This window comes from Pelomonas sp. BJYL3 (assembly GCF_027257975.1).
GTDB classification, from domain to species: Bacteria; Pseudomonadota; Gammaproteobacteria; order Burkholderiales; family Burkholderiaceae_C; genus Roseateles_B; species Roseateles_B flavus.
The window spans coordinates 420,542-442,573 of record NZ_JANZKX010000004.1; the positions used below are offsets into that span (position 1 = coordinate 420,542).

17 protein-coding genes and 1 pseudogene are annotated in these 22,032 nt (G+C 60.5%); 10 read left to right on the forward strand and 8 right to left on the reverse strand.

The window, feature by feature from the left end:
• Positions 1–161 precede the first annotated feature (161 nt).
• Positions 162–464, reverse strand: a complete 303-nt coding sequence (locus O9Y01_RS15535) for a hypothetical protein (protein WP_269632518.1) — start codon at positions 462–464, stop codon at positions 162–164.
• A gap of 288 nt (positions 465–752) precedes the next feature.
• On the opposite strand from O9Y01_RS15535, the gene O9Y01_RS15540 reads away from it, so the two are divergent.
• The 4 genes from O9Y01_RS15540 (at position 753) to O9Y01_RS23180 (ending at position 6,845) form a co-directional block, all read left to right on the forward strand.
• On the forward strand, positions 753–1,229 hold the full coding sequence (locus tag O9Y01_RS15540) for a hypothetical protein (protein ID WP_269632519.1): 477 nt from the start codon (positions 753–755) through the stop codon (positions 1,227–1,229).
• A 256-nt stretch (positions 1,230–1,485) separates the two neighbouring features.
• Positions 1,486–4,272 (forward strand): P-loop NTPase fold protein, encoded by a 2,787-nt coding sequence (locus tag O9Y01_RS15545; protein ID WP_269632520.1) that lies wholly within the window; start codon positions 1,486–1,488, stop codon positions 4,270–4,272.
• Positions 4,273–4,517: 245 nt separating this feature from the next.
• Complete coding sequence (locus tag O9Y01_RS15550; RefSeq protein ID WP_269632521.1) at positions 4,518–5,153, forward strand: hypothetical protein; 636 nt, start codon at positions 4,518–4,520, stop codon at positions 5,151–5,153.
• Between the two features lie 60 nt (positions 5,154–5,213).
• Positions 5,214–6,845, forward strand: coding sequence for a GIY-YIG nuclease family protein (locus O9Y01_RS23180; protein ID WP_442952761.1), 1,632 nt, complete (start codon positions 5,214–5,216; stop codon positions 6,843–6,845).
• A 97-nt stretch (positions 6,846–6,942) separates the two neighbouring features.
• On the opposite strand, the gene O9Y01_RS15555 is transcribed toward O9Y01_RS23180, so the two are convergent.
• Positions 6,943–7,161, reverse strand: a complete 219-nt coding sequence (locus O9Y01_RS15555) for a helix-turn-helix domain-containing protein (RefSeq protein ID WP_269632522.1) — start codon at positions 7,159–7,161, stop codon at positions 6,943–6,945.
• 463 nt (positions 7,162–7,624) lie between these two features.
• Between O9Y01_RS15555 and O9Y01_RS15560 the strand changes: the two genes are divergently transcribed.
• Entirely contained in the window at positions 7,625–7,984 is a 360-nt protein-coding gene (locus O9Y01_RS15560; RefSeq protein ID WP_269632523.1) for a hypothetical protein, read from the forward strand.
• 17 nt (positions 7,985–8,001) lie between these two features.
• A complete protein-coding gene (locus O9Y01_RS15565) occupies positions 8,002–8,244 on the forward strand; it encodes a hypothetical protein (protein ID WP_269632524.1) in 243 nt (80 codons plus the stop codon).
• A gap of 143 nt (positions 8,245–8,387) precedes the next feature.
• On the opposite strand, the gene O9Y01_RS15570 is transcribed toward O9Y01_RS15565, so the two are convergent.
• Positions 8,388–8,642 carry a hypothetical protein gene (locus O9Y01_RS15570; protein ID WP_269632525.1) on the reverse strand — a complete coding sequence of 85 codons (255 nt, stop codon included), beginning with the start codon at positions 8,640–8,642 and terminating at the stop codon, positions 8,388–8,390.
• 109 nt (positions 8,643–8,751) lie between these two features.
• On the opposite strand from O9Y01_RS15570, the gene O9Y01_RS15575 reads away from it, so the two are divergent.
• A complete protein-coding gene (locus O9Y01_RS15575) occupies positions 8,752–9,282 on the forward strand; it encodes a hypothetical protein (protein WP_269632526.1) in 531 nt (176 codons plus the stop codon).
• A gap of 83 nt (positions 9,283–9,365) precedes the next feature.
• Here O9Y01_RS15575 and O9Y01_RS15580 read toward each other — a convergent pair whose 3' ends face one another.
• The 3 genes from O9Y01_RS15580 to O9Y01_RS15590 form a co-directional block, all read right to left on the reverse strand.
• Positions 9,366–9,758: a hypothetical protein gene (locus O9Y01_RS15580; protein WP_269632527.1), complete on the reverse strand. Its 393-nt coding sequence runs from the start codon at positions 9,756–9,758 to the stop codon at positions 9,366–9,368.
• Complete coding sequence (locus tag O9Y01_RS15585) at positions 9,758–14,584, reverse strand: RHS repeat-associated core domain-containing protein (RefSeq protein WP_269632528.1); 4,827 nt, start codon at positions 14,582–14,584, stop codon at positions 9,758–9,760. Before O9Y01_RS15585 ends, O9Y01_RS15580 begins: the two co-directional genes overlap by 1 nt.
• A 1,068-nt stretch (positions 14,585–15,652) precedes the next feature.
• The gene (locus O9Y01_RS15590) at positions 15,653–16,114 is read right to left on the reverse strand and encodes a hypothetical protein (protein WP_269632529.1); all 462 of its coding nucleotides are present in this window, start codon (positions 16,112–16,114) and stop codon (positions 15,653–15,655) included.
• A 38-nt stretch (positions 16,115–16,152) separates the two neighbouring features.
• Between O9Y01_RS15590 and O9Y01_RS15595 the strand changes: the two genes are divergently transcribed.
• Positions 16,153–16,638, forward strand: a complete 486-nt coding sequence (locus tag O9Y01_RS15595) for a hypothetical protein (protein ID WP_269632530.1) — start codon at positions 16,153–16,155, stop codon at positions 16,636–16,638.
• 546 nt (positions 16,639–17,184) lie between these two features.
• Here the strand turns inward: O9Y01_RS15595 and O9Y01_RS15600 are convergent.
• Positions 17,185–18,411, reverse strand: coding sequence for a TniQ family protein (locus O9Y01_RS15600; protein WP_269632531.1), 1,227 nt, complete (start codon positions 18,409–18,411; stop codon positions 17,185–17,187).
• Positions 18,412–18,429: 18 nt separating this feature from the next.
• Entirely contained in the window at positions 18,430–20,202 is a 1,773-nt protein-coding gene (locus O9Y01_RS15605; protein WP_269632532.1) for an AAA family ATPase, read from the reverse strand.
• A gap of 844 nt (positions 20,203–21,046) precedes the next feature.
• On the opposite strand from O9Y01_RS15605, the gene O9Y01_RS15610 reads away from it, so the two are divergent.
• Together O9Y01_RS15610 and O9Y01_RS15615 are read left to right on the forward strand one after the other, a co-directional pair.
• The gene (locus tag O9Y01_RS15610) at positions 21,047–21,583 is read left to right on the forward strand and encodes a DUF6933 domain-containing protein (RefSeq protein ID WP_269632533.1); all 537 of its coding nucleotides are present in this window, start codon (positions 21,047–21,049) and stop codon (positions 21,581–21,583) included.
• Positions 21,584–21,893: 310 nt separating this feature from the next.
• Positions 21,894–22,031 (forward strand): annotated as a pseudogene (locus O9Y01_RS15615) (IS3 family transposase); the annotation flags it as partial.
• Position 22,032 lies beyond the last annotated feature (1 nt).

The following is a 22,032-nucleotide window of genomic DNA, read 5'->3' on the forward strand; positions in this document are numbered from 1 at the left end:
CGCGGGGCCCATGGATACAGGCCCCGCTTGCGTGAAGCGAGGTGGGGGGCTAGAGTCTGGGTTACCGGTTCAGCAATCGGCGGCAGACTCAGGGGCCCTTGCACGAGTAACGATCGTGTTTGGGCTCTCTGCCTTTCTGGGGTCTGTCAGCGGCGCTGCTACTACACCTTGCGCTCCTTTCTCTGGATCACGTGCTGATCCAGGGAATCCAGGTAGTCGACCAAGTCACTGGTGCGAGCGAAGAGACCCTGCCGGTGCGGCAGGCGGATGACCTTCAGCCCCAACTGGCCGCGCTCCACGCTGCGCTCCAGCGCTTCCGCTGTGCGGAAGCCAAGGAACTGCACGAGCTGGTCGCGGTTCAACAGTGGGCCGTAGACCTTGACGAGCTGACGGCACACCACGTCGCGGGCGGATTCAATTTCCACCACTGCTGGGCTCGCTTCTGGCTGCGTCTTTTCGTCCATTCCAGCAGTCTGCTGACCGGCGCGCAGACGAGCAAGAAGAATTCGACAGCGCAATCTAGCTGAGGCAATGCGCACCCCGTAGTTGCACGGTGCAGAGTTTCATTGCGTGCAGTTTCAACGTACGAAACTAAACCCCTTCTGTCGGTTAAGCTGAGCTTCCGGTCTGCCAAAAATGGCAGAAACTAAACGTCAAATATTGCCTCTCAGGCCTCTTTCCGGCGAACTTAAAGGTCCCTCCCATCGCGTTGCTGCGGGGCCACACATCGGCACTGGTCGAAACACGTCACCATGAACCTGCTCCTCGCGCACTTGCGGCTGGCGAACCTCATCGAGCGCGAACTCAGCGCAGGGCTCGCGCACGTGCGGTACTCGTTCAGAGATGGGTCCGAGGTGAAGCGGAAGGCACTCACGCCGATTCAAGCTCTGACGCTCGCGCAAATGCTCGAGCACTCAAGGAGCAGGGGAGGCCCGGAGCCCCACCCCATGAGGGCCACGGAGCTCGCCCTTCCGCTTGGCGGTGGCGGGCTGCGCACGACCGTACAGGCGTGCTTGGCGCCGCTGATCAAGGCAGGCTTGGTGGAGCAGTTCCCTGACGCTTCAGACAAGCGTCTGGTGGGCTATGCCCTTACCGAGGCAGGGCACCAGGTCGCCATAGGGGCGATCATCGCAATCGGACGATGCGACAGCAATTTGAGAGGGGCGCTCAGGGACAAGGAGCTGTCGTGGGCGTGGCGTGTGCTCTCAGAGATTTGCTTGGAGGCTTAAGCCGCCGTCCGTGCCGGCACGACATGGGCAGTCCACCAATGGCTCAATGATGTCTAGGGAATCTGGGGCGCTTCGACACGCCGAGCCAGCGACGAAGTTTGCAACCATAAGCACTGTTAGCACAGCGCATTGAGCATCAGATCAATCTCAGTGGAACGCTGCGTCAGGACAGGTGTCTCAAGCAGCTCGGCTCGGGCGACGGGTGAGCAATAGACTCGCTACTGTCTAGGCCACTTCACCCGGATTGGGCAATGCCATGGTTGAAAGCGAAGGTCAGGAGCCTGTGACTCCTGCCAAAGACACGACGAAGGGGGTCGAGTCATTTATCGAGAGTTCGCCCCACAAGATATTTCCAGCGGCTATTGAAAGTCAGTCGGCCGTCGGTGTGCCGACAGTGCAGGGCGGGTCCGACTTGGATCAGGATGTCGCTTCTACTAAACCCCAGACAGCACCGGTGACAAGCGATCTAGAGATTCAACACGCCGTCCATGGGTTGAATGCTGGATCTGCTTCCAGCATAGCTCCGGTTGCCATGCAGGCAACGTTCCAGCCGATCACAGGGGTTCTTAATGCCAAAGAAGTGGGGCAGGACACGATGTCTGCCTACGGCACTGCTGGGCCGAAACCTGATGAGGATCCAACATCGGTGTTGAGGCCGCCAAGTCGAGGGATATTTGAAGTCCTCGACGATCATCGCCTCGACTCCGGGCTAGGAGCGGAGGACGATCGATCTCGCGATAACCAGACGACTGCCGGTGCTAAGACGCCAATAGAGGCATTGGAAGCGACAGGGGCGAGCATCGTTCCCGGCTATAGCAACGATGAGCCTTCTTCCGTCAATCGCGTGGATAGCCTGGACATGACCGCTGACGCAACTGCGTTTGCACAGATTGCCATATCGAAGAGTTCAGCGCCTCCCCTCGCAGTGGGAATCTTTGGCCACTGGGGTTCCGGAAAGTCCTTTTTCATGGACCTTGTGCATAGCCAGGTCACTGAGATCGCCAAACAGGCGCGTTCAGAAGCGCCAGACTCCGGTAGCCGGCGTGAGTTTCATGACAAAGTGATCCAGATCCGCTTCAACGCTTGGCATTACGCCGAGACAAATCTCTGGGCCAGTTTGGTTGGGCACATCTTCCAAGAGATGTCTGACGCAACTGGTCCTGAGGAGCGTTCCGAGATCTTCGGCAGGCTGAATACTGCGCGACACCTGACCCTTGAAGCAGCTGAGTCGCTTGTGCAAGCGCGGAAGGAGCACGAGCGTACGAAAAAGGGGCTGCTGAAGGCCACGGAGGCTCTAGCTCTTGCTAAATCCAAACCTGTACGGACCTTGAATCTATACGCAGATCTGGTGGCAAGTGCGTTCAGCGATGCCGATAGCGCTGACCTTGCCGGGGCTCGAGTTCAGCTGGACGAGGCCGCCGAAGAGCTTGGAATTGGAAAGGCTATTGCGTCGACCAAGGCGCTTACGGCCGAAGGCGCATCTCTGTTGCGGAATGGTATTCAAGCAAGGGATTTGATCCCTGCCATTGTGCGGAACATTGGCACCCCTCGCACTGCAGCTGTCTATGTGGCGGCCACCATCTTCGTTCCGTTCATTGCGGTTGGCCTCGTGCGACTGCTTGGGAAGTACTTTGCCGCCCCGCCCCAATGGTTGCTTGAGATGCTGGCTTCGGGTGCTGCGCTCTCTGGTGTTTTCGCCTTTTGGGTAAGGCAGACAGCCGGCCCCGTCCTGATTGCCATTAACAAACTCAAGTCAGCCAAGAAAAGCATTGATGCCCACATCGCAAAGAACTTGCAAAGGTATGAGGCGGCGATAGTGACAAACGAGGCCAACGTCGCCAAGGCCTACGCAGATGTTGAGTCCGCAAGTGACATGCTGAAGGCAAGCTCATCTCGCCTGGCCGATATGCACGAGGAGCTGAACGGTCAATCTGCGGCCAACCGACTCATCGCCTTTGTGCGCGCTCGCGCGGCTGACGGCGACTATGCAAAGCACTTGGGGATCGTATCGACAATTCGACGGGACTTTGAACAACTCTCTGACCTAGTAAGCGGTCTGGCAGTCGACTCCACGCAGGAAGACAGGCAAGAACGCGAGACGTTCCGCCACCAGGTCGACAGGATTCTTATTGATGCCAACGATGGAGGGCTGCTCAATGACGAAGAGAGGAAGTCATTGGAGGCCCTTGTGCACGGGCGCAAGGCCACCAAGATGCCCTTTGAGCGCATCGTCTTGTACATCGACGATGTGGATCGGTGCCCACCCGCCAAAGTTGTTGAGGTCTTGCAGGCGGTCCATATGCTGTTGGCCTTCCGACTCTTTGTCGTCTTCGTTGCCGTGGATGTGCGATGGGTCGAGAGCTCGTTGGAGCAGCAGTACAGCGGGATGCTGACGGCAAGTCGAGCCACATCTCCGCTGACATCGGCATCGGACTATCTGGAAAAGATATTTCAGATCCCATATTGGGTTCCGTCGATAACGCCAGAATCCAGCAGGGCATTGATAGTTGCGCGTTTACACGCGCCTTCTGACCGATCTCATATCGATCATGCAAGACTAGGTGAGGTGAAGGCTGAAAGGCCATCAACCAATCCCGAAACTACCGTTAGGCCGCTTAAGTTTGTGCCTGCAGTCTTTAGCACAGAAGAGCAGGAGCTGCTCCAACAACTTGCTGGGATACTTGATAGTCCAAGAAAGGTCATTCGCTTCATGAACCTTGCGCGCTTCCTGAAGGCACGTGGCCAACTTGGCCGTGATGAAGAATCCAATCGAGCACTACTGATAAGACTTGCTTTGGCCACCGGAGCGCCTCACCAGTACAGTGCGCTGCAGTCTGTATTGACACTTATGAGTGTCCATCAAGGGGCATTCTGGGGGGAATTATTGACCGACGAACAGCGTGCCCAAATGCCAAAAATCCAGGCAATGCTGAAAGCCTGTGACGATCTTGGTATCTCCAAGGGACCAGGACTAGACTTCAATATCGGGGCCCAATGGGCGAGTCGTCTTTCCTTCTCAGTGCCACGTCAAGACACTATGTGACTCGTTTCGATTCGATATGACGAATAAATTCCCATGGGAGGAACATGTCAAAGCTATTGCCCGCGGATCGGAGGGAGCGAGATCCTACGCGTCCAGAAGTTTGGAATTTCCGCGACCACAAGACATGGCGCGGTACTGTCTGGGCGTTAGTCGAGGACTTCGCTGACAGCCACATACGCGACGCATTTTTGCGCGCGCCTCCGAAGTATGTAGTAGGTGACGACTTAGGGTGGCTGGATAACCTCGTGCGTGAGGTGCACGGGCATGTGCTTGATTCCAAGGCATTGGTTGCTGAGCGGCTTTGCCAGAAGTACGTCGCTATCAGAGCGGTGCATGGAACTAGAACAATCGATATTAATTCCTTTTATGAGAACGGCCTGATACCACTGGATCTAAATCAGCAACAAAAACGCGCTCGCGAGATTTTTCTGAGTGGTGCGTTTCCTGAGCTATCCGAGGAAAATTTGCGGACCGCCATAGCTTCCTTTGGCGACCATCAGCGGGAGGGGCGTGTTTACTTCGAGGCAAATGAGGATCTTCTGATCGACCTCGCCGGCCATTACATGCTGTATGGAAGCGAGTATCTGTCAGGACTTGCCGGCCACTTGGGATATGCGAGGAAGTATCAGAGAGTACTCAAGCAGCACGGGGCACCAACTCTCTTTGTCTGCGATGTTCCTCTCTCGATGCTTAGCCCCGGCACGCTTCTCGAATTCGCTGGAGAAGCACTTGAGACTCTATTTCAAGAGCTTTTGGACGGCGAGTCGTTCATTCGGAATCGATACCGTGGAGCCGGCTTTTGCATCCGTCAACGACTGCCACCTGAATGCATCGTTGGTCATTGTCATCCAAGCGTGAAGCGTGACCCCAGTGGGCGATGAGCATTTCGAATGTATAAGCTCCTCTACAGGTAAGGGAAAGTCAATTAGAAAGGTCCGCTCATGCGGAGGTTTGCACACCGGGGGAGGTCATCCGGCGGCTACGACCAAAACGTTGGCAAGGCGGGGGTCATCTACATCCTCGAGAACGATGGCCTTCGGTCAGGCTGGCTGAAGATCGGCTGTAGCAGTCGCTCGGGAGCGATTCGCGCAACCGAGCTCAATATGGATGCGAACACCGGCACGCCTGCGGCGTTTAGGTGCGTCTTCGAGGTCCATACCGTCGACTGCGGTCTCGCTGAGCGAGTAGTCTTCAAGGAACTGTCTGGCCATCGTCGGGGTAAATGGGGACAGGAATTCTTTGAAGTTGACCTTAGTCACGCCCGGACAGTCATTCGACGTGTTTGCTCGGAAATCGATGGGACCAGGGCACCGCCTCCACTGACGCCTCAAAAGCCGCGTCAGTCGGCGCCGTCTCCTCGACCACAGCTTGCCCCGCCGGTCTTCCGACAAGCCAGCCCTTCGCTTGCAGCCGCGACGCCAGCACCAGTGCCGGCACCGATTCCACAGAGCCCAATCAAGCTTCGATGGGTGTTTGCGCTGCTTTTCTTCGGCATATTCGTTTGGGTCAAGTTGAAGCCCGAAGCGAAGCGGACGGCGGCTCCCCCACCCGCCATACACCCTGCCAACCCGTCACCGGCGCCTCGACCACCCAAGGCCACCCAGAAGCGTTCTACCACGTTGGCGCCTGCTCACACCGCAATCGACGAGGCCCACGCTGCGCCCCGTGGATTCGCCGATCCCGTACTCGCAAGTTCGCCATCCGGTTCCATTGAGAGCGGCCGCGATCAGGCTCCCACCTCGGCTGGCGAGCCAGCTCCCACAGCCGGTACGTCGATGCCAAATTACTTTGAAGACTCAACGTCGCCGAACGTCAAAGGAGAGCGCTCGAAGCGTCGGATTGAGGCGGATTCATCGTCTCCATCGACTGGACTGACTCGTGCCGACCTCACCGTCGACGAGCGCGTATCTTTGGAGTCCATTTGCTCGTCAGCCAAGTTCAACCACGGAGCCCTGGCCTATCAACAGTGCGCAGATCGACAACTATTGGAGCTCGCTCAGGTCTCACGGAAGCATGACTTGTCTGGAATGGACATGAGCGAGCGCCAATCGCTGAGTTCTGCCTGCACCACGGCTCAATTCAACCAAGGTCCCGCTGCGTACCACCTCTGCATTGAGCGCCAGCTACAGATGCTTCGCGACGCTCCCCGCGCGCCTGACCTGTCCGGACTGAATCATGAGGAACGGTCATCGCTTGACCTTGCCTGCAGTAGCGCCAAGCTTACTCTCGGCCCTGCGGCCTACAACCAGTGCCGCGCTAGTCAACTGGCGCAAATGAGTAGTGCCCCGGGACCGATAAACCTGTCCAGATTGAATCAAGCGGAGCGCGTTTCCATATATTCGACCTGTTCGCAAGCGAGACTCAGCCTAGGACCTGCAGCACTCAGAAAGTGCCTTGCAAAGCAGATGCAGTTGCTTAGCGAGGCTCCAGCTGCGATTGACCTACGCAGGTTCCCTCGGGAAATGCGTACGGCAATCGAGTCAGCATGCACGCAGGCGATGCTCATGCTGGGCCCTGCTGAATACAACCGCTGCATTGCCAAGCAGGTCAGCCAGCTTGAGGGCACACCCTAGTGCGAAAGATGGATTCTTGCGGTGGCCAAGCAGCAGCGCCCGCTGGCACCTAGCCAGCACGCCCCTGCAGCGCAACAGCAACAAGCAGCGGCGTGAACTAAGCGCGCTTCGGCGACGTCAATAGCTCGCCAACAGACACCCCAAGCGTCAGCGCAATGCGCTCCACGTTGTCGATAGAAATGTTCCGAGCTTGCCGCTCGACATGCCCGATGAAGGTCCGGTGTAGCCCGCATTCAAGGGCCAGGGCCTCCTGGCTATAGCCTCGTGCCGCTCTCAGGCGAATCATGTTCACGGCCAGGATCTCCCGGGCGCTCATGAACTTCTTTTCGCTGTTGGCTTTTGCTGACGACACGCCTAGCAGTGTTTATGTCGTCCGCTTTAGAGTCACCCGCGTTTAAGTCTCAATCTAAACAGCAAGGGTCGGCGTCAGAAGTGGTGGGGAACCTCCCTGTCTTTGCCAGATCGACCCCGCCAGGGAGTTCACTTTGACCGCATCGTTGCCCATCGTCCTCTTGTGCTACGCGCTGCTCTGCATTCCGATCCTCAATCTGCTCTTCGGCGCTCTCATTGGTTGGATGCTTGCAATGCGCCTCCTAAGGGAGCGGCGTATCGGCCGGCTGTTGCTTGGGCTGCCTCTGGCTGCCCTTTGGACGCTCTCCGCGTGCGTCCTGCTCGCAGCCTTCACCAGCAGCCGGTCTGTGCAATCAGGGCCACTGCCAGAATGGACTTGGGGGGCCGTTTGGATGGTCGTGCACCTCGGCCTGACACATGGAATCTTCGTGTACGCCAACGCCGGCGGGCGCGCAGGCTATGCAAAGCAGCTCGCGCTCGCGAATGCCGTCGGACGAGGCCACTTCACCATAGGCTGCGGTTGCCAAGGCTTGCTGCCTCAGCTCTATGTCGACCCAGCCGCGAAGACCCTCGCATTCGTCGCGGAGAAGTGGTTTCGCATCGAGCCGGCTTCGTTCGTCAGCGCGACGGACATCAGCTACGTCGCCATGAGTGATGGGTCGACGAGGGAAGTGGTGCTTCAGCTTAGAACGAATGACTTCAGCACGCCGCTGATCGCCATCGAGATGACAAGCCTTACGCAAGCCCAGGCGTGGCAGCAGCGGCTGCAGCTGCTTTCCGAGGGGTAGAGCAAAAGGCTTGGCTCATGTATGCCTTCAAGCTCGGAATTCACGCCTCTTTGAACCCCCTCGCAAAGGCGCGCAGCAAGCTGCTCGTTCACGACGGCTTCCCACGTAATTCAGCGAGCGGATCGAGGAAGTGCTGGCGCATCGGTGCTGCACGGCAGTGGCTGAAGAGCCGCACGCTGTGGCCGGAGAAAGCTCGGAGCGAGGCCCAGCTGCTGCGGAGTGCAAGCGCCGACGGCACATTGAGTGCCATGAGCTCCTAAACCGGCATGTCGTCCGGCTTCCGTGGCGAGACTTCCGCAGATGCGGGCATTCCGCCATCGTGGCATTCCAGGTCGAGGCGGTCGATCAGCCCACCGGACAAGAAGACGTCGCCGGCCCTCACGTTGCTCGACAGGAACGTAAATCAATCATTAGGGAGAGCAGCTGCCTTCTCGTCGGCGACGACGCGCAACCACTGCCCAAGCAGTTCCTTGACGCAGTGCTGGCAGAGATCGATCTGCACTTGATTGCCATCGCCGAAGACTGACGCGTAGCCCGCCTTGTGATCAACGCTGACGAACTCTTCGAACTCTGTCTCGCCGAGCTCCGACAGGCGTTCGCAACGGTCACACCTGATCTGCTTCACGAAGCTCTGTGGCCGGACGTCTTTGATGCGCATGGTTCACTCCGTTCGCAGCGCCCAACAGCGATTCGAGCTGGGGCCTGCTTTCACATTACCTGAACAGCGTGCAAGATCGCTCGTTGGTGACCTGAATTGAGGTGCCCTGATGTCAAAGCCAAGCCACCGCCACTGGAACTACCGTGCGATCCGCTTCGAGCACGGGGAGGACTCTCACATTGCCATCCACGAGGTTCACTACCAAGACGGCATGCCGGTGGCCTACTCTGAAACCCCGGCCGTAGTGCTCTGGTCAATTGAAGAGCCTGACGGGGCAGGCCTGGCGATCCTGGATCGTATGCGAGAGGCCCTTGTGAAGCCGGTCCTGCTGGAGTCAGAGTTTCAGGCTTCCCGTCGCGAGTTCGGACTTCTGCCAGGTCGCCAGGTGCCGGAGAACTTTGATGATCCGCTGCCAGAGGAAGTGGTCCAGGCATTCGAAGACCACCACGTGGAACTGCGGGTGCAACGCACTTCCATGGGTACCGAATACGTTGCTCTTGCAGATGTTCCCTCTGAGTATCGCGAGGAGTTCTGGGAGCACCTCGGTTCGGTACGCGGCCGCTTGCTAGTCGATGGCTTCTGTGAGGCTGGCCTTCTTTCCGACTGGCTCGCTTGGAAAACGGTCCCGCTCCGGAACTAGCCCATATGAACCTGATGTGTGTCTTCAGCGCTCAATGTGAAGGCGCCCGCGTATGGCGAGCGTCTTCACATGGCATCAAGTCACTAGTCCGGAACGTACTGATACGCGAGTTGTTTGCAGACGTAGAGCGCGATCAGCCTGGCGGATTTGATCTCCTCGAAGTGCTCCAAGAAGGTCGGCAGCTCCATTGACAGGAAGTAGTCGATATCCCAACGCTGTTCACTCGCTTCGTCCAACGGCAGGTTGTGGACCAAGTTCAAGATCCGTCCCGCGCTAACGAAGTCGCCGTCCTTGATCTGATCGATCGCCTCCGCAGCACAACGCTCAACGATCTTCCTTGTGCTTGAGACCGCTATCGAATCGAGATCCACCAGGACCTTCTGGAGGCATGGCAGAACGTGCTCGTTTGTGCGCCCACCCAGCAGGATGTTCCTGCAGGAGATCAAGCCTTCGGCAATCGGCTGTCTTGTGGTCATCAGTACCCCCCGGGTGTAAAGGTCAAGTCATCAGGCGTCTTGTAAGCACCGAAGGGCAGTTCAACCCTCTTGATCGGAACCTCCGCAACACCTGCACGTGGTGCCGCGAGTGCCCGATGGTGACCATCGAGGATGTACAACTTGCCCTGATGCTCAGTCACGGTGAGCGGCTCTTTGATCCCTTCTGCGCGGATGTTTTTGACGAGCCTATCGAGCTGCTTGTTGCTCATCGTCTTGCCGTGCGTGGCGATCAGTTCTCCAACCCTGACTGTCTCCGCTGCCCCCTTTGCGGCAGGCAAGAAAGCCATAGCAAGCACGAACCCATCGCCTTTACTCGCATGTCCCTCTAAAACGTTGGCCAAGGAGTCAAAGGTGCCCATTGTTCCCTCCCAAGCCATTGAGGGCAGCATCAGGGCAGGCAGGAACAACTTCGCAGTATCAGGGAAACTCGGGAAATCGGCGGCCAAAGCTCGGCCTTCACTGGCCGCAGCACGGAACACCGACCTAGAGGCTCCAGTTGTCGATGTCCCCAATGCGCGGGCATCAGAAGTCCCCCGCATCCTGACACAAGCTTCGGAACATTCAGCGGGCTCACGCCCGTCCGGATCAATCTTGGCGTACGGGTTGTTGTCGACGTAGGTATAGAGCCCGAAGCCCTTGCCCGTATTGGCGTCGGTAACGATGGGATCGACGCTGAGGAATCTGCCGACGATGGGATCGTAATACCGCTGCTGCATGTACACGAGCTCAGTCTCCGCATCCTGCACATGCCCCGTGTAGCCCATCAGGCTGGTCGCCGGCCCGGGCTTGGTGCCGGCCGCCACATAGCCGTAGGGCTCGTAGCGCGTGCGGTTCAGCAACGTGCCCGTGGGCCCGGTATGGGCCACCGGGCTGCCCAGGACGTCGGTGTGCACGTATTGCGTGCCACTGGCGCTGTTGACCTCGGCAATCGCCTTGCCGGCCAGGTAGATGTAGGCCGTGGTGCTGGCCGGGCGTGAGCCGCCGCTGCTGGTGCTCCACAGCAGCTGGCCGGCCTGGCTGTAGAGCGAGAGGCGCGTGCTGCCGTCGCCCCCGCCGCTGACCTGGATGCGCCGGCCCAGGCCGTCGTACACATAGCTCCCGCCAGGCACCGCGGACTGCAGGCGGTTGCCCTGGTCGAAGAAGTACTGCTGGGCGCCCTTGCGCTTGATGTTCCCGTACGGGTCGTAGTCGTAGAGCTGCTGCGTGCCGTTGACGTCCACCCGGTTCAGCCGGTTCGTGCCGTCCAGGTAGTTCAGCGTGACGTTGCGGCTGCCCACATTGGCGGTCTTGAGGTTGTCCGCCGCGTCGTAGGTGTAGGCCGCAGTGCCCCAGACGCCAGGGGCGCTGACGGTCTTGAGGCGGTCCAGGTCGTCATAGACCATGCTGCGGCTGAAGACGTTCTCCTGCCGGTCACTGATGCTGTTGACGTTGCCGTTGGCGTCGTAGACATAGACGTCATTGAGCACGCCCGCATCTTGCTTGCTTTCCGGCAGACCGCGCAGGTTCAGCCCCTGCGTGTGCTGGATGCCGTTGCCGAAGCGGAAGCTGTTGACCGCCCCGTTGGGATGGAAGCTCAGGCCCGTGGCGAAGCTGCCCACCTGGCTGGGCTCGCCCAGGGCATTAGGCACATAGCTGACACCTGGGCCGCCGGTGGGGTAGCTCAGGCTGGCCAGGTGGCCGTTGGGGCTGTAGCCCCAGCTGAAGATCCAGCTCTGGCCGCCGTAGCTGAGTGTCTCAGTGCTGATCAGGCGCAGGCTGTTGTAGACATAGCTCCAGGTGCTGCCGTTGCTGCTCACGGTCTTGAGCTTGCCGTCAGGCCAGTATTCGCGCGTGATGCCCGGGCTGGTGTCCCCGTAGCTCGTGCTCTTGAGCCGGTTCATGGGGTCGTAGCCGTAGCTGATCTTGGCTGTGCTGGCGACGGCCGCCGTGTCGCAGCTGCCCGTGCCCGTCAGGGGCTGACCGGGTGCGCGCCACAAGACGTTGCCCGCGGCGTCGTAGTCCTGGACCGTCGCATTGATCTCGGGCTCCACGGTCTTGCACAGGCGCTGGCCGGCGTCGTACACATAGCGGCGCGTCACCCCGCCCCGGCTGATGGCCGTGGGCTTGCCAAGGGCATCCCGTTCGATGCGCACGCTCACCCCCTCCGGCGCATCCAAGCCAGCCAGCTGCGCCTCTTCCGGCTTGTCCAGCGCCCAGAAGGTTTGCGTCGTACTCTTGCCCCGTGGATTGCTCAGCACCGTCTTGAAGCCATCCTGGTAGTCCCAGCTGGAGACCAGCACGCCCAGCTCGCTGTCCGCCTCCGTGCGCTTGAGTCGGCCCAGCGCGTCGTAACTCATGCGCTTGCCCGGGCTGGTGATGCTGACGCTGGTGGCGTCGCGCTGCGCATAGCTCTCAAACGCCAGCTGCCCTGCCGCGTCATAGCTCTTGACCAACACCTTGCGCGTGCTCGCCTCCTGGCTTGCGTCGAAGGTCCTGACCATCACCGGGCGCCAGAAACCGTCGTAGTAGGTGACCGTGCGGGCATCGCCCTGGCTGATAGTCTGGCGCCAATGACCGGCCGCCAGGCCGTACTCCGGGCTGCCGACCGGCTCGAAGACCAGGCTCGTTGCCGTCCAGCCGCTGGGCGGTGTGATGCTGGACAGGCGGCCGGCCGCGTCGTAGCCGTAGTCCGTGCTGGCTCCGGTGGGGTCGGTGTGCCGGGTGATCAGACCCAGATCATTGACCGACGCTGACTCGCTGCTGCCATCGGCATAGCGGACGGTTCGGGGCACGCCGCGCTTGTAGCTATCGTAAGAGGTGCGATGGCCGGCGCCGTCCTCGTGCCAGGCCAGCGTGCCGTCAGCGTTGTAGCCCTGCTGCCTCTGAAGGACCCCATACCTGCTGACCGTCTTGAGCTGCCCAAATTCATTGAACTCGTTCCCGACAGCAAGCCAGCTGCCTATCTGCAACTTGCTCAGCTGCCCCAATACCCAAAGGGAACGTTTGTCTTCATAGCTGATCGTTTCTGTCTGGCTCCCAGCCGGCCCTGTCTTCACGACAGTCGTCGGCCTAGCCCATTCGTCAAACGCCGTGGCTTCCCAAGTGAACGTTCTCCCTTGCTGGGTTACTACTTTTTTGTCCAGTGGGAAATGCCGCAGCGACATAGCACCGTCCCCACGAATGTTGTAGGGCCCGTTGGCCACCTTGCTTGGATAGGGGCCGGCGTCCGGGCTGCGGTATCGATAGTCAGTGACGCGCAGCGCTGCACTACCGTCCCAACCTTCCTCCGATTTCAGCAGCAGACCTTCGTTAACCGACCAGCGTGTGCCAAAGGTCAGGCGTGTTTTTGCTCCAGACGGGAACGTCTGAATCACCGTCTTGCTTCCTGCACAGGCGGGACATAATTCATTTGACCCTACGGCTGCGGGGTATTCATATTGCCAAATCAATGGCTTCAAAAGGCCTGCGGCCGTAATTTTCTTTTGTGTTAGTGATTTTACGCCAATATAGACGGATGGATAGATCGATGTGAACATCGACGTATTCAAAAATGGCTTGCACTGGGTCACGTCCGTGCGCGCGTGTTCGGTGTCGGTGAGTGTGAACTCGGCTACAGCGCCAGAGGGGTGCGTCATCGTCTTCTTATACGCCCCCCCGATCCCGTAGAAATGACTCGAACAATCCGACGGGGCCGACAATGAGACCACACCGACCTGAAGGTTGTCGCCTCCAAATGTCCAGGCCGTGGCGTCAGGCAGTACAACTCTTGACAGCAGCGGCGCGGCACCGGATATCCCACTGTATTCATAGCTCCATGTCCGCATGCCATCGGAGACAGTAGAGATGAGGTTCGTATTGGGGTGATAGCTTATGCGTAGACTACGCTGGTCACTGGCATCAATCGACAACAGCCTCCATGGGGCGTTTTTGTCATACGAATACGTCACCGTATTTCCGTGGCGATCCTTTATTTTCGTCGGAAGAATCAATACCTCGCTACGGGGCATGAATAGAACATTTACGTTCGCTGCGGGATCCATCCCTTGGCGCAAAGATTGAATGGCGCCCGTCTTTTTCGATCCAAGGTAGGCCGGGTAGGAGCGCGCCACCATCCAATTGAATGTGTACTCCACACCATCCGGCGACAGCGCTATAAATCCCTCGCCATCGAACGCACTATCGGCGTGCAGGCTGTTTGTGCATCGAAATTGCCACCCTTGCTTCGTTACTACTCCATAGACATTTCCATCGGTCGGGGCGCTTTTGTTTTCTGGTGCCCGGGACAGCATATCCTGCTCGCCGATTCCAGGAACGTAGATTTGATAGCCATGCCAAAACTCGCGTGACGGTATGGTCATGGTATGCGTTTGATTCCATCCTGTCGCAGCGTCGAGAAATATTGAGCATCTTTTCAGCGGCTCTACGCCAGATGTCTGCCAACCGGAACGCTCGTCAAATACACCTTTGAGATGGGGAATCTCAAGTTCCCATTCACCAAAATGGTGCTGATAGGATCCAGCCGACCCCGTCGTCAACCGGCGCCCGATCGCAACCGGCAACGCAAAGTTGCCGGGTAGTGACACGTCTGTTTGCGAAAAGCTCAATGCGCCGGTATAGGCGCTGACGCGCTCTCCGAACAGGTCGGTGCCCAGTTGCGTCAGCTGTCCTCGAACCAGTTTGCCGTTCTCCTGATAGCCTTCTTCGGCCAGCACGTTTGCGGCCCCACTCACCAGTAGCAGGGCCATAGGAATAACGCTGACGCTTCGCAGCAAGGAACGTGTCCACCCAAATGCTTTATTCATCTCAATTCCCTGAATCTTGATCAATGCCTGTCCGCTCATCGGAGCGGCTTGACTCTTGCAACTTCAGCCCACCATCTGTCGGCTGGCCAGCCAATCAAAGCGATGGCCGCCGTCAATGCCGTACCCTCAAAGCCCTCACCCTTCCCGATCGAGATGCCCCGCACAGTCATGCAACGCAAGGCCCCGCTGGAGTTGGCTGCCGTCTGGAGCATCGTTCCGCGGGATGGCTCGATACGTGGTCCACAGCAGTGCGCGGAAACTGCCTCTCGCACACCCGGGCCACTGGCATTGAAGGCAGTGCTGCCCAGCCTTCCCATCGATGGGCGGCCAGCAGTTCCTCGCCGCTGCGACTGCGGCGACTCATGGATCCCGGCTCACCTGAGGACAGCGCCACTTGCCCGCCTTCGGCAGCCGTGATCAGCTAATGCTGAATGAGCTCCCATTCGCAATGGCCGGACAGGCTGGGGCCCAGCACTGTCGGGCTGTGAGCGCCGCGCACCAGGCCACCGTTCTCGAAATGCTGTTGCACCGCCTATGCGGGTCCCTGCACCATGCCCAGCGGCGAAGCGCCGATGAGGGCGCACGCGGCCTCCTGCCGCCAGCGATGCCAGCTGTCCGTCCTGTTCACGGTCTTCCCTCCCGTTGAAGCCGCCATCTCTAGTGCAGCCATTTTGTTGATTGACCCACGTCGTATCGCCCGGGGCCACACGCAAGCGCTTTATCAATTCCCCCCGATGTCTCAACCGGGTGCCATTGACCGATAGATGTGCCCAGACACGGATCGGTGATGCTTTGAAAAGGTCCGGGCGCGGCGATTCTCCTTGGTCGCCCCCTACTTCAACCCTGTCAGCTCTGACAGCGTCTTCGCAGCAAGGGGCGGCATTCGAACAACTGCGGCAAAGGTTCATCTGGCACGCCGTCGTCTTCAAATCAACATCAAGCAGGCGGAGGCTACGGGGCCAAACCAGGAAGATCATCACCCACCTTTGGGTGGTTATTATGCGCAGCGACGGGAAGTCTCGCGCGATTGCGAAGCAACACGTGCATCGCCCGAATGCGCGACCTGCCGCAGCGTCCAGATTCCCTGCTGGATCACAGACTCCCTCCGCCCGTCAGCAAGACCAGGGCCCTGAATTGCAGTGCCTTGGCGCTCTTCATCGGTCGACTGTCTGGCCCCTTGCTCGTCAGCAACGGCCGCTCCGAACGGCTCTGCACGCCCAAGATGCCCGTAGCGGGTGGCGGCGCAGCGATCTGCACCCAGTCCGCCTGCCCCGTGAAGGGATCGGCATAGAGCTGACGCAGATGAGGGCGAGGCAGCAGGTCGCGCCGGTCCTCGACCAGGTCTTCCAAGCACTGCAGACAGGACGGGCGACCTTGAGTCGCCGCGGCATTACTCTCGATGGCGCGCACGATGACTTGGTCCCGACAAAGCCGTTCGCGCCAGCGCGCTCTTTGCGCGGCCATGCTCCGGCATCGGCCCAGCGCCGCCGGGGCCGCGGCTGTCAGGGCGGCGAAGAAGAGCAGGCCCAGGTCGCTGAAGCCTCGCTCATGCATGCGTTGCGCATGCCGCAGACGCGATTCAGTCGCTGCGCTTGACCCCCGTAGCGCCCAACTCGAAGGAGCAGTACGCCACGCACCTGCCGGCCTTGCACCTGCGGCGCAACCTGGGCTGGAACTTTCTGATCACGGCCCAGGCATCGACGCTGCGCGGTAGCACGCGAGAGGTCATCCTGCGGTCCCGCCTGGTCGAGGTGCTGCTGACCCGACGTTACGAGTACAAAAGCCAGTGGTACCCGCTATCGCCCAGCGGTATCGAGCAGATCGTGCGGGAGCTGTCGGCGCTCAGCTTGGCCGAAGGACTCGTGCCGGCCAATGCGCGGCTCTACGGCAGGCTGGCCCTGGGTATCACGGTCACGGAGTTCATGCCGGATGGCAAGAAGTACGCATATGTCCCCACGGCTATCGCCGAGGGCGTTCGTCAGTTCGCGAAGCAGAAAGCAGCCGAAAGTGCAAAGGCCGAGCGGGAGGCAAAGAGAGCAGCAAGGCTTGCCGCCCGGCCGCGAGACAAGACCAAGTGACGCTCAACTTTGGTATGTCTGCCAACGCACCTAGGCGCCGTATTACGCACCCGCCCCACCTTGACAAAGGTCAATTCCAAGAACAGCTGACGCCCTGAAATATGGGCCAGGCCTGCTTCTTCAAGTCCTTGAAACCGGGCGTTGCTGGCGGATACATGTGAGCGTTAAATCGTCTCTGCAGCCGCTGTGGCTGCATATGAAGCGAGAGCTGTTAGATGACGTATCACATCAAGCCGGGCCCTAAGCCCAAGAAGGAAGACGGGACCGACGACCGCCGCCGTCACGTGGATCTTCCCAATGCCCCGAAGCATCCGACGCTGCCCATTCACAAGCACGACCCGAAGAAGAAGTAGGACGCCTGCAAAGCATCTACCTTGATGCGACAAGCACCTACGCTCAGAGGGCGCCCGCGCTTTGCGGCCACCCACAGCCTGGACGGCACTCAGGCTCGCGAACACCAATCCAAGCTTGGGACACTGCGCGCAGCCCCCTTGCTTGGCTTGAAGCGACTCCGGGCCCGCTGCACCGGCTCAAGCACCTTCCCCGCTATTGCCAGGCTCCCCTAAACCCCCTCGAAGTCCGCGCGACCCCAATGTCACGCGCAACCGCCCGTTGCGAAGGCCACTCGTCCAGCGCCTGGACCATAGCCAGCACGCGCTCGCCTTCCCGCTTGCGCTCCTGCTTGATGCGCATCTGATACCGCTCACTCAACACAGCCGCGCACTCAGGCCGTTGCGTCATCAAATGCCTCGGATCGATCTGCAGCCGCTTCGCGACCTGCGCCACCGGTAGAGCGGCTTCAGACACCATCTCCAGTTCCAACACCCGCTGCGATGCCGCCCAATCGACCCTGGGCCTGGCTCGCGCAGGCCAGACGACGGGATGGTGCCGAGCCGCCCGCTTCAGCCATTCCCGGTCGCCAGGGCGCCTCAAGAGCAGGTCGGGCAGCTGAACTGCATACGCTGTGCTCAGCCGCAAAAGCAGATCAATGCCAGGCTGTGTGCGCCCGCTCATCAAGGTGCTGACCGTCCCCTTTGAGATCCCCATGCGCCGGGCCATCTCGCACGCTTTGACGTGATGCCCTCGCCTGTGCAGCGTGGTGACGATTTCCCCGAAGCTGGGGGACTCGCTGCCGACGGCCTGGCTGGCGACGACTGAGACCAGCAAGCCCATCTGCGCAAGCACCGCCGCCTCTACCTCTGACATCGGCTCTGCAGCTTCACCGTCCCCGGCCACCAACGTGCCGCCGCATGAAGCGCAACTGGCCCCGTCGATAGCCCCAACCCTCCGTATGGATCCCTTGGCACCGCAAGCCGGGCAGGCGGTTCTCAATCGCACGCCATGGCGCGCACAGTGCGTGACGCTGGCCAGGCCCCAGATCAGCGGCATATGCAGCCCTGGGCCCGCCGGCATCTCAGCCAGGCATGCAGGGCACCACGCGCGATCTGAACGGAACACATGCTGAGCCCGCAGCCGGTCAGCCAGCCAGCTCAGCCCCAACGTTTCGACCTCGGGGTGTCCGACCAGGTCTGCCACACGGCGCATGTACGCAGCCGCTTGCTGCGAGGGCACGTCAAGCCTCGGTGGCTGCCCACGTAGGTTCTGGTAGATCGCCGGGCCATGCCCGTTGATGAACTTGTGCAATGTCTGCCTGGGCACGCCATGCGCCTGCGCCAGGCGCCCGAGGTAGCTGTCTGCCGATTCCACGTCAGGCGTGCCCACCCCAATGGGCGGCAAGTGCCACAGCCTTGGCCGGCGCAGGTTCGTTGTCATGATCGTGTCAGGGAGTCATCAATGTCGCTGCAGCTCTCGCGCCCAGTGGGCGATGGCCCCCTCGGTGGCCTGACGCACTTGCCTGGTACTGGTCAAACGGTCCAGCGGCAGGTCCAGCTCCTCCACGCCGGGGAGCACCTGCCGATCAACACCCCAGCGCTCCGCCATGTCTTCGATGACGTTGCGGGCGACCACGACCAGGTCTTGTGGCCTGGGCTGCCGCACCATCAGCACCCTGAATCGGGTCAGCAGTGCCGGCGCGATGCCGCTCAAGGCATTCGCCGTCGCCAGCCACAGCACTCCCGTGAAATCGCATTCCGTCTTCAGGAAGACGTCGTGATGCCGCGCCGCTGTCTCCGGCTCCACCAGACCAAGCAAGTAGGCCTGGATGCCCGGGTCGTTGCGCAAGGGCCCCTGCGCCTTGTCGAGCTCATCCAGGATGACGATCGCCGAGGCCGACAGCTGCGTGGCCAGCAAGGTCGCCAAGTCACCAGGCCTGCCACTGCTCCATCCACGGCTGGTTCCGCACAGCATCTTGGCGTCCGCGCTGCCGCCCAGGCACAGATCCAGGCGCGGCAGCCCCAGCTCATCGGCAAGGCGGCGCGCCAGGCGTGATTTGCCACAACCAGGACGGCCGACCAGCAAGGTCGGTGGCATGGCCAAGAAGGCGGATCCGACGGCCGCTCGTCCGAGCAAATCATCGAACACGGCGTCCAGGACATCCTCAGCCCACGGGAACTCCAGCAGCAATCGACGATGAGCAGCCTCAAGCGCCGCACGCCGCGGCATGGTGGCCACCGGCAGCGGGCATTCAAGTACGCGGTGTCGCTCGAGCTCTTCTCTGTCGATTCGTTCAGCGCATGGCGCGATGGGCCTGCGGCAGATGATGCGTGTCGGACCTTCTGTCTGGACCGGTACCGCCATAGCGTCTGCCTTGGTCGCGGACTTGGCGGTACCGATCGCCAGGAACACTGCCGCCTGGGTTCGCTGATGCCAGGCGTCGTCCCGGCAGGGGGCACAACCCGGCTTCGCCGCCAAGCGGATGGCGGCCTGGCGAAGGGCTTCCCACAGCGGCAGCCCCAACGTTCGAAAGTCCTCCTGCCGCTGCGAGACCGTCGCGGCCTCCCCGCAGAGCGTCGTCTCGGCGTTGGCGTAGTGATGGCGCAATGCAAAGAGCGCGGCGTCAATGTCGAGCATCGACCACCCGGCATAGGGCCGGCGTGCACAGACTTCCTGCAGAGCGGCCATGCACAAGGCGTGGATCTGGACGACGGCCAGATCTTTGAACCCCGCCACTGTCAGCCCAGATGGCTTGAGAAGAAGCGCCACCCGTGGGATCGCTGTGTCGACGGAAGTCGGCTCCAGACCCATGGCCCGCTCGCAGAACTGAATGAGCTCCAGGCGTGCTTCAGGCCGGGCGTCCAGGCTCACAGCATGCGCGCGCAGGATCAGTGCGGCTGCCTGGGCCCAGGAGTCGCGGCTGGCCCCTCGCGCGAGCAAGGTGGCTGCCCGTCGGAATTGATCGGCACGGTGCCTGGCAGTCAGCCGCGGCGCCAGCGCCATCATCAAGGCGTCACGAGAGTGATTGAGCGGCGCCGGTGGGCTGCTGTGCGTCGCGACAAGTTCAAGGAACGCGAGACCGGCTGCTGCCGACCCGAAGCCCCAGTGGCGACCGCGAAGCTCCTTGAGCAGCTTCTCCAGCCGGCCACGGTCCGTTCTTCCCGTTGAACTACGGGGAGGCCGCGGGGACCTCACTGTCGGCGCAGCCTCGCCCAAGACTTCCGTATCCATGCCTGCCCTTTCTGATGGCTCTCGTGCCGGTCAGCGCTGGATCCGCCATCAGCAGCGGGCAGTTACCGGAAGGTCAGGATAGGAAGCTGGGAGTTGCCGCGTCAACGCGCTCGCCGGGCCGCGATTTGAGGGGTGTTTTGATGCCAGGTGAGCTGCTGACTTTGGGAAACTCTCGGCCAAGCTTTGGGGGTCATCCAAGAGGTGCCGCAGCAAGCCCTTGATGGGGTTGACGAACTCCCGGCCACGGTTAAGGCGCATTGCCGACTCTCGGCCAAACATCGGAGATCGCCCGTCTCGCGACAGCTCAGCCGTTCTCAGCTCAGCAAAAATTCTGACCCGTTGCGCCCATGCCGAAATCGGCCAACCTATGGGTTACACCCTTGGCCAACTTATGGGTTAAGGAACAGCTGTTGTTGTGACTTAACCCATAGGTTGGCCGGGATGGCCAAGGTTAAGTTGATTCCACTCTGGGCCAGGCTTTGCTTAACTGCGGAGCTGGAGCGGTCAGGCCTCTGTTGCGGGCGCTGACGGATCGCTAGTTGTCACCCTGAGTGTCCGCAAGCATGGCTGCCGGCCTGGCAAGGCTATGCCTGCACGCCAAAGCCAATGCTGGCCAGCGTCAGGTCTTGGCCAAGACGCGATCGGTCAAAGTGGGTAGCCCGACAGCAATCGCGGCGCGGCCGTGCCAATCGCTACAGCGCTGTTGGCTTCAGGCTGAACTGAGTCACTCGATGTTGATGTCCTGAACGGCGGCAGTGGCCGTCACAGAACAGTCGATGCTCAGGGAGACGTGCGACCGCATTGCTGCTGATAGGGAGCATTGGCCAGGCTAGATACTTGGCATTTGCTTGCCTCTCCCAGCATTGTGTTTGTCCTTCGCTGCACTCAGAAGCTCCTCGATAGGCTCAACGCCACGCCTCATTCAGAGACGGCGCCGACCGACACAGTCCTTGGCGACTGGTACGCCAATCTGATCCGCGTTGGCCGAATTCAGGTTGTGCTCGCAGTCAGCGAGCGAAGCCTGCTGCCCATAGTGGTGCCGGCACGGGATGGGCGAGCCCTCGTCCAGCGACTCAGCGAAGCCCTGGTGCCGATGCTTACCTCCGTCGGTGTCCCTACGGCCGATGCAACTGCCGAGCTCGGTGCAATGCAACACTGGGTCGTTGGAAAGACGGCAAGCCGCCGCATCCTTGGATCACTGAACGACTTGGCATTTCAGCTTCAAGTCGGGCTGCTCAACTTTCCCGATCGAACGCTGCTGGCGCATTCGCTCTGGTTGGCCAAAACACCCTTGAAGGTCATCGACTACGGTGCGCCCGACCAAGCAACGCGGGCGGCGTTCGCTGCACATCGGGCGCTGCAGGCGGTCATCGGCCGATGACCGGTTCACTCTGAAGTGAGCGACAACCCGCGACCCTGAGCAGTCCTCGGTCCGGCCAATCACCGCGCCGGTTAGCGGTCGCGGAGAGTTAGGCACCTCCAGCGCCTGCACCAGCGCTTCAAGATCCATTCCGGTGTGGCTACTTCCATAAGTACTGCGGCGACCCAGCATGACTAGCCTGACACCTGGCGAGCGATCGGCGCACAACATCGTGCTGCAATTTCGCGGCTAGGATGGGTTCATGACCGCCCAACGATCAATTTGAATCGCCCCGGGTATCGCGGAGGCTCCAACTCTGGAGAATGGAGCCATGAAGAAGTCCCCGAAGTTTTCGCCCGAGGTGCGTGAGCGCGCCGTGCGTATGGTGCTGGAGCACCGAACAGAGCATCCGTCGCAGTGGGCGGCCATTGAGTCCATTGCCGGCAAGATCGGCTGCGTACCGCAGACAT

Bases quoted from the DNA above. Each gene is read 5' to 3' on its own strand.
- O9Y01_RS15535 (WP_269632518.1), bottom strand. From the start codon at position 464: ATGGACGAAAAGACGCAGCCAGAAGCGAGCCCAGCAGTGGTGGAAATT.
- O9Y01_RS15540 (WP_269632519.1), top strand. From the start codon at position 753: ATGAACCTGCTCCTCGCGCACTTGCGGCTGGCGAACCTCATCGAGCGC.
- O9Y01_RS15545 (WP_269632520.1), top strand. From the start codon at position 1,486: ATGGTTGAAAGCGAAGGTCAGGAGCCTGTGACTCCTGCCAAAGACACG.
- O9Y01_RS23180 (WP_442952761.1), top strand. From the start codon at position 5,214: ATGCGGAGGTTTGCACACCGGGGGAGGTCATCCGGCGGCTACGACCAA.
- O9Y01_RS15555 (WP_269632522.1), bottom strand. From the start codon at position 7,161: ATGAGCGCCCGGGAGATCCTGGCCGTGAACATGATTCGCCTGAGAGCG.
- O9Y01_RS15565 (WP_269632524.1), top strand. From the start codon at position 8,002: ATGTATGCCTTCAAGCTCGGAATTCACGCCTCTTTGAACCCCCTCGCA.
- O9Y01_RS15570 (WP_269632525.1), bottom strand. From the start codon at position 8,642: ATGCGCATCAAAGACGTCCGGCCACAGAGCTTCGTGAAGCAGATCAGG.
- O9Y01_RS15575 (WP_269632526.1), top strand. From the start codon at position 8,752: ATGTCAAAGCCAAGCCACCGCCACTGGAACTACCGTGCGATCCGCTTC.
- O9Y01_RS15580 (WP_269632527.1), bottom strand. From the start codon at position 9,758: ATGACCACAAGACAGCCGATTGCCGAAGGCTTGATCTCCTGCAGGAAC.
- O9Y01_RS15590 (WP_269632529.1), bottom strand. From the start codon at position 16,114: ATGCATGAGCGAGGCTTCAGCGACCTGGGCCTGCTCTTCTTCGCCGCC.
- O9Y01_RS15600 (WP_269632531.1), bottom strand. From the start codon at position 18,411: ATGACAACGAACCTGCGCCGGCCAAGGCTGTGGCACTTGCCGCCCATT.
- O9Y01_RS15605 (WP_269632532.1), bottom strand. From the start codon at position 20,202: ATGGATACGGAAGTCTTGGGCGAGGCTGCGCCGACAGTGAGGTCCCCG.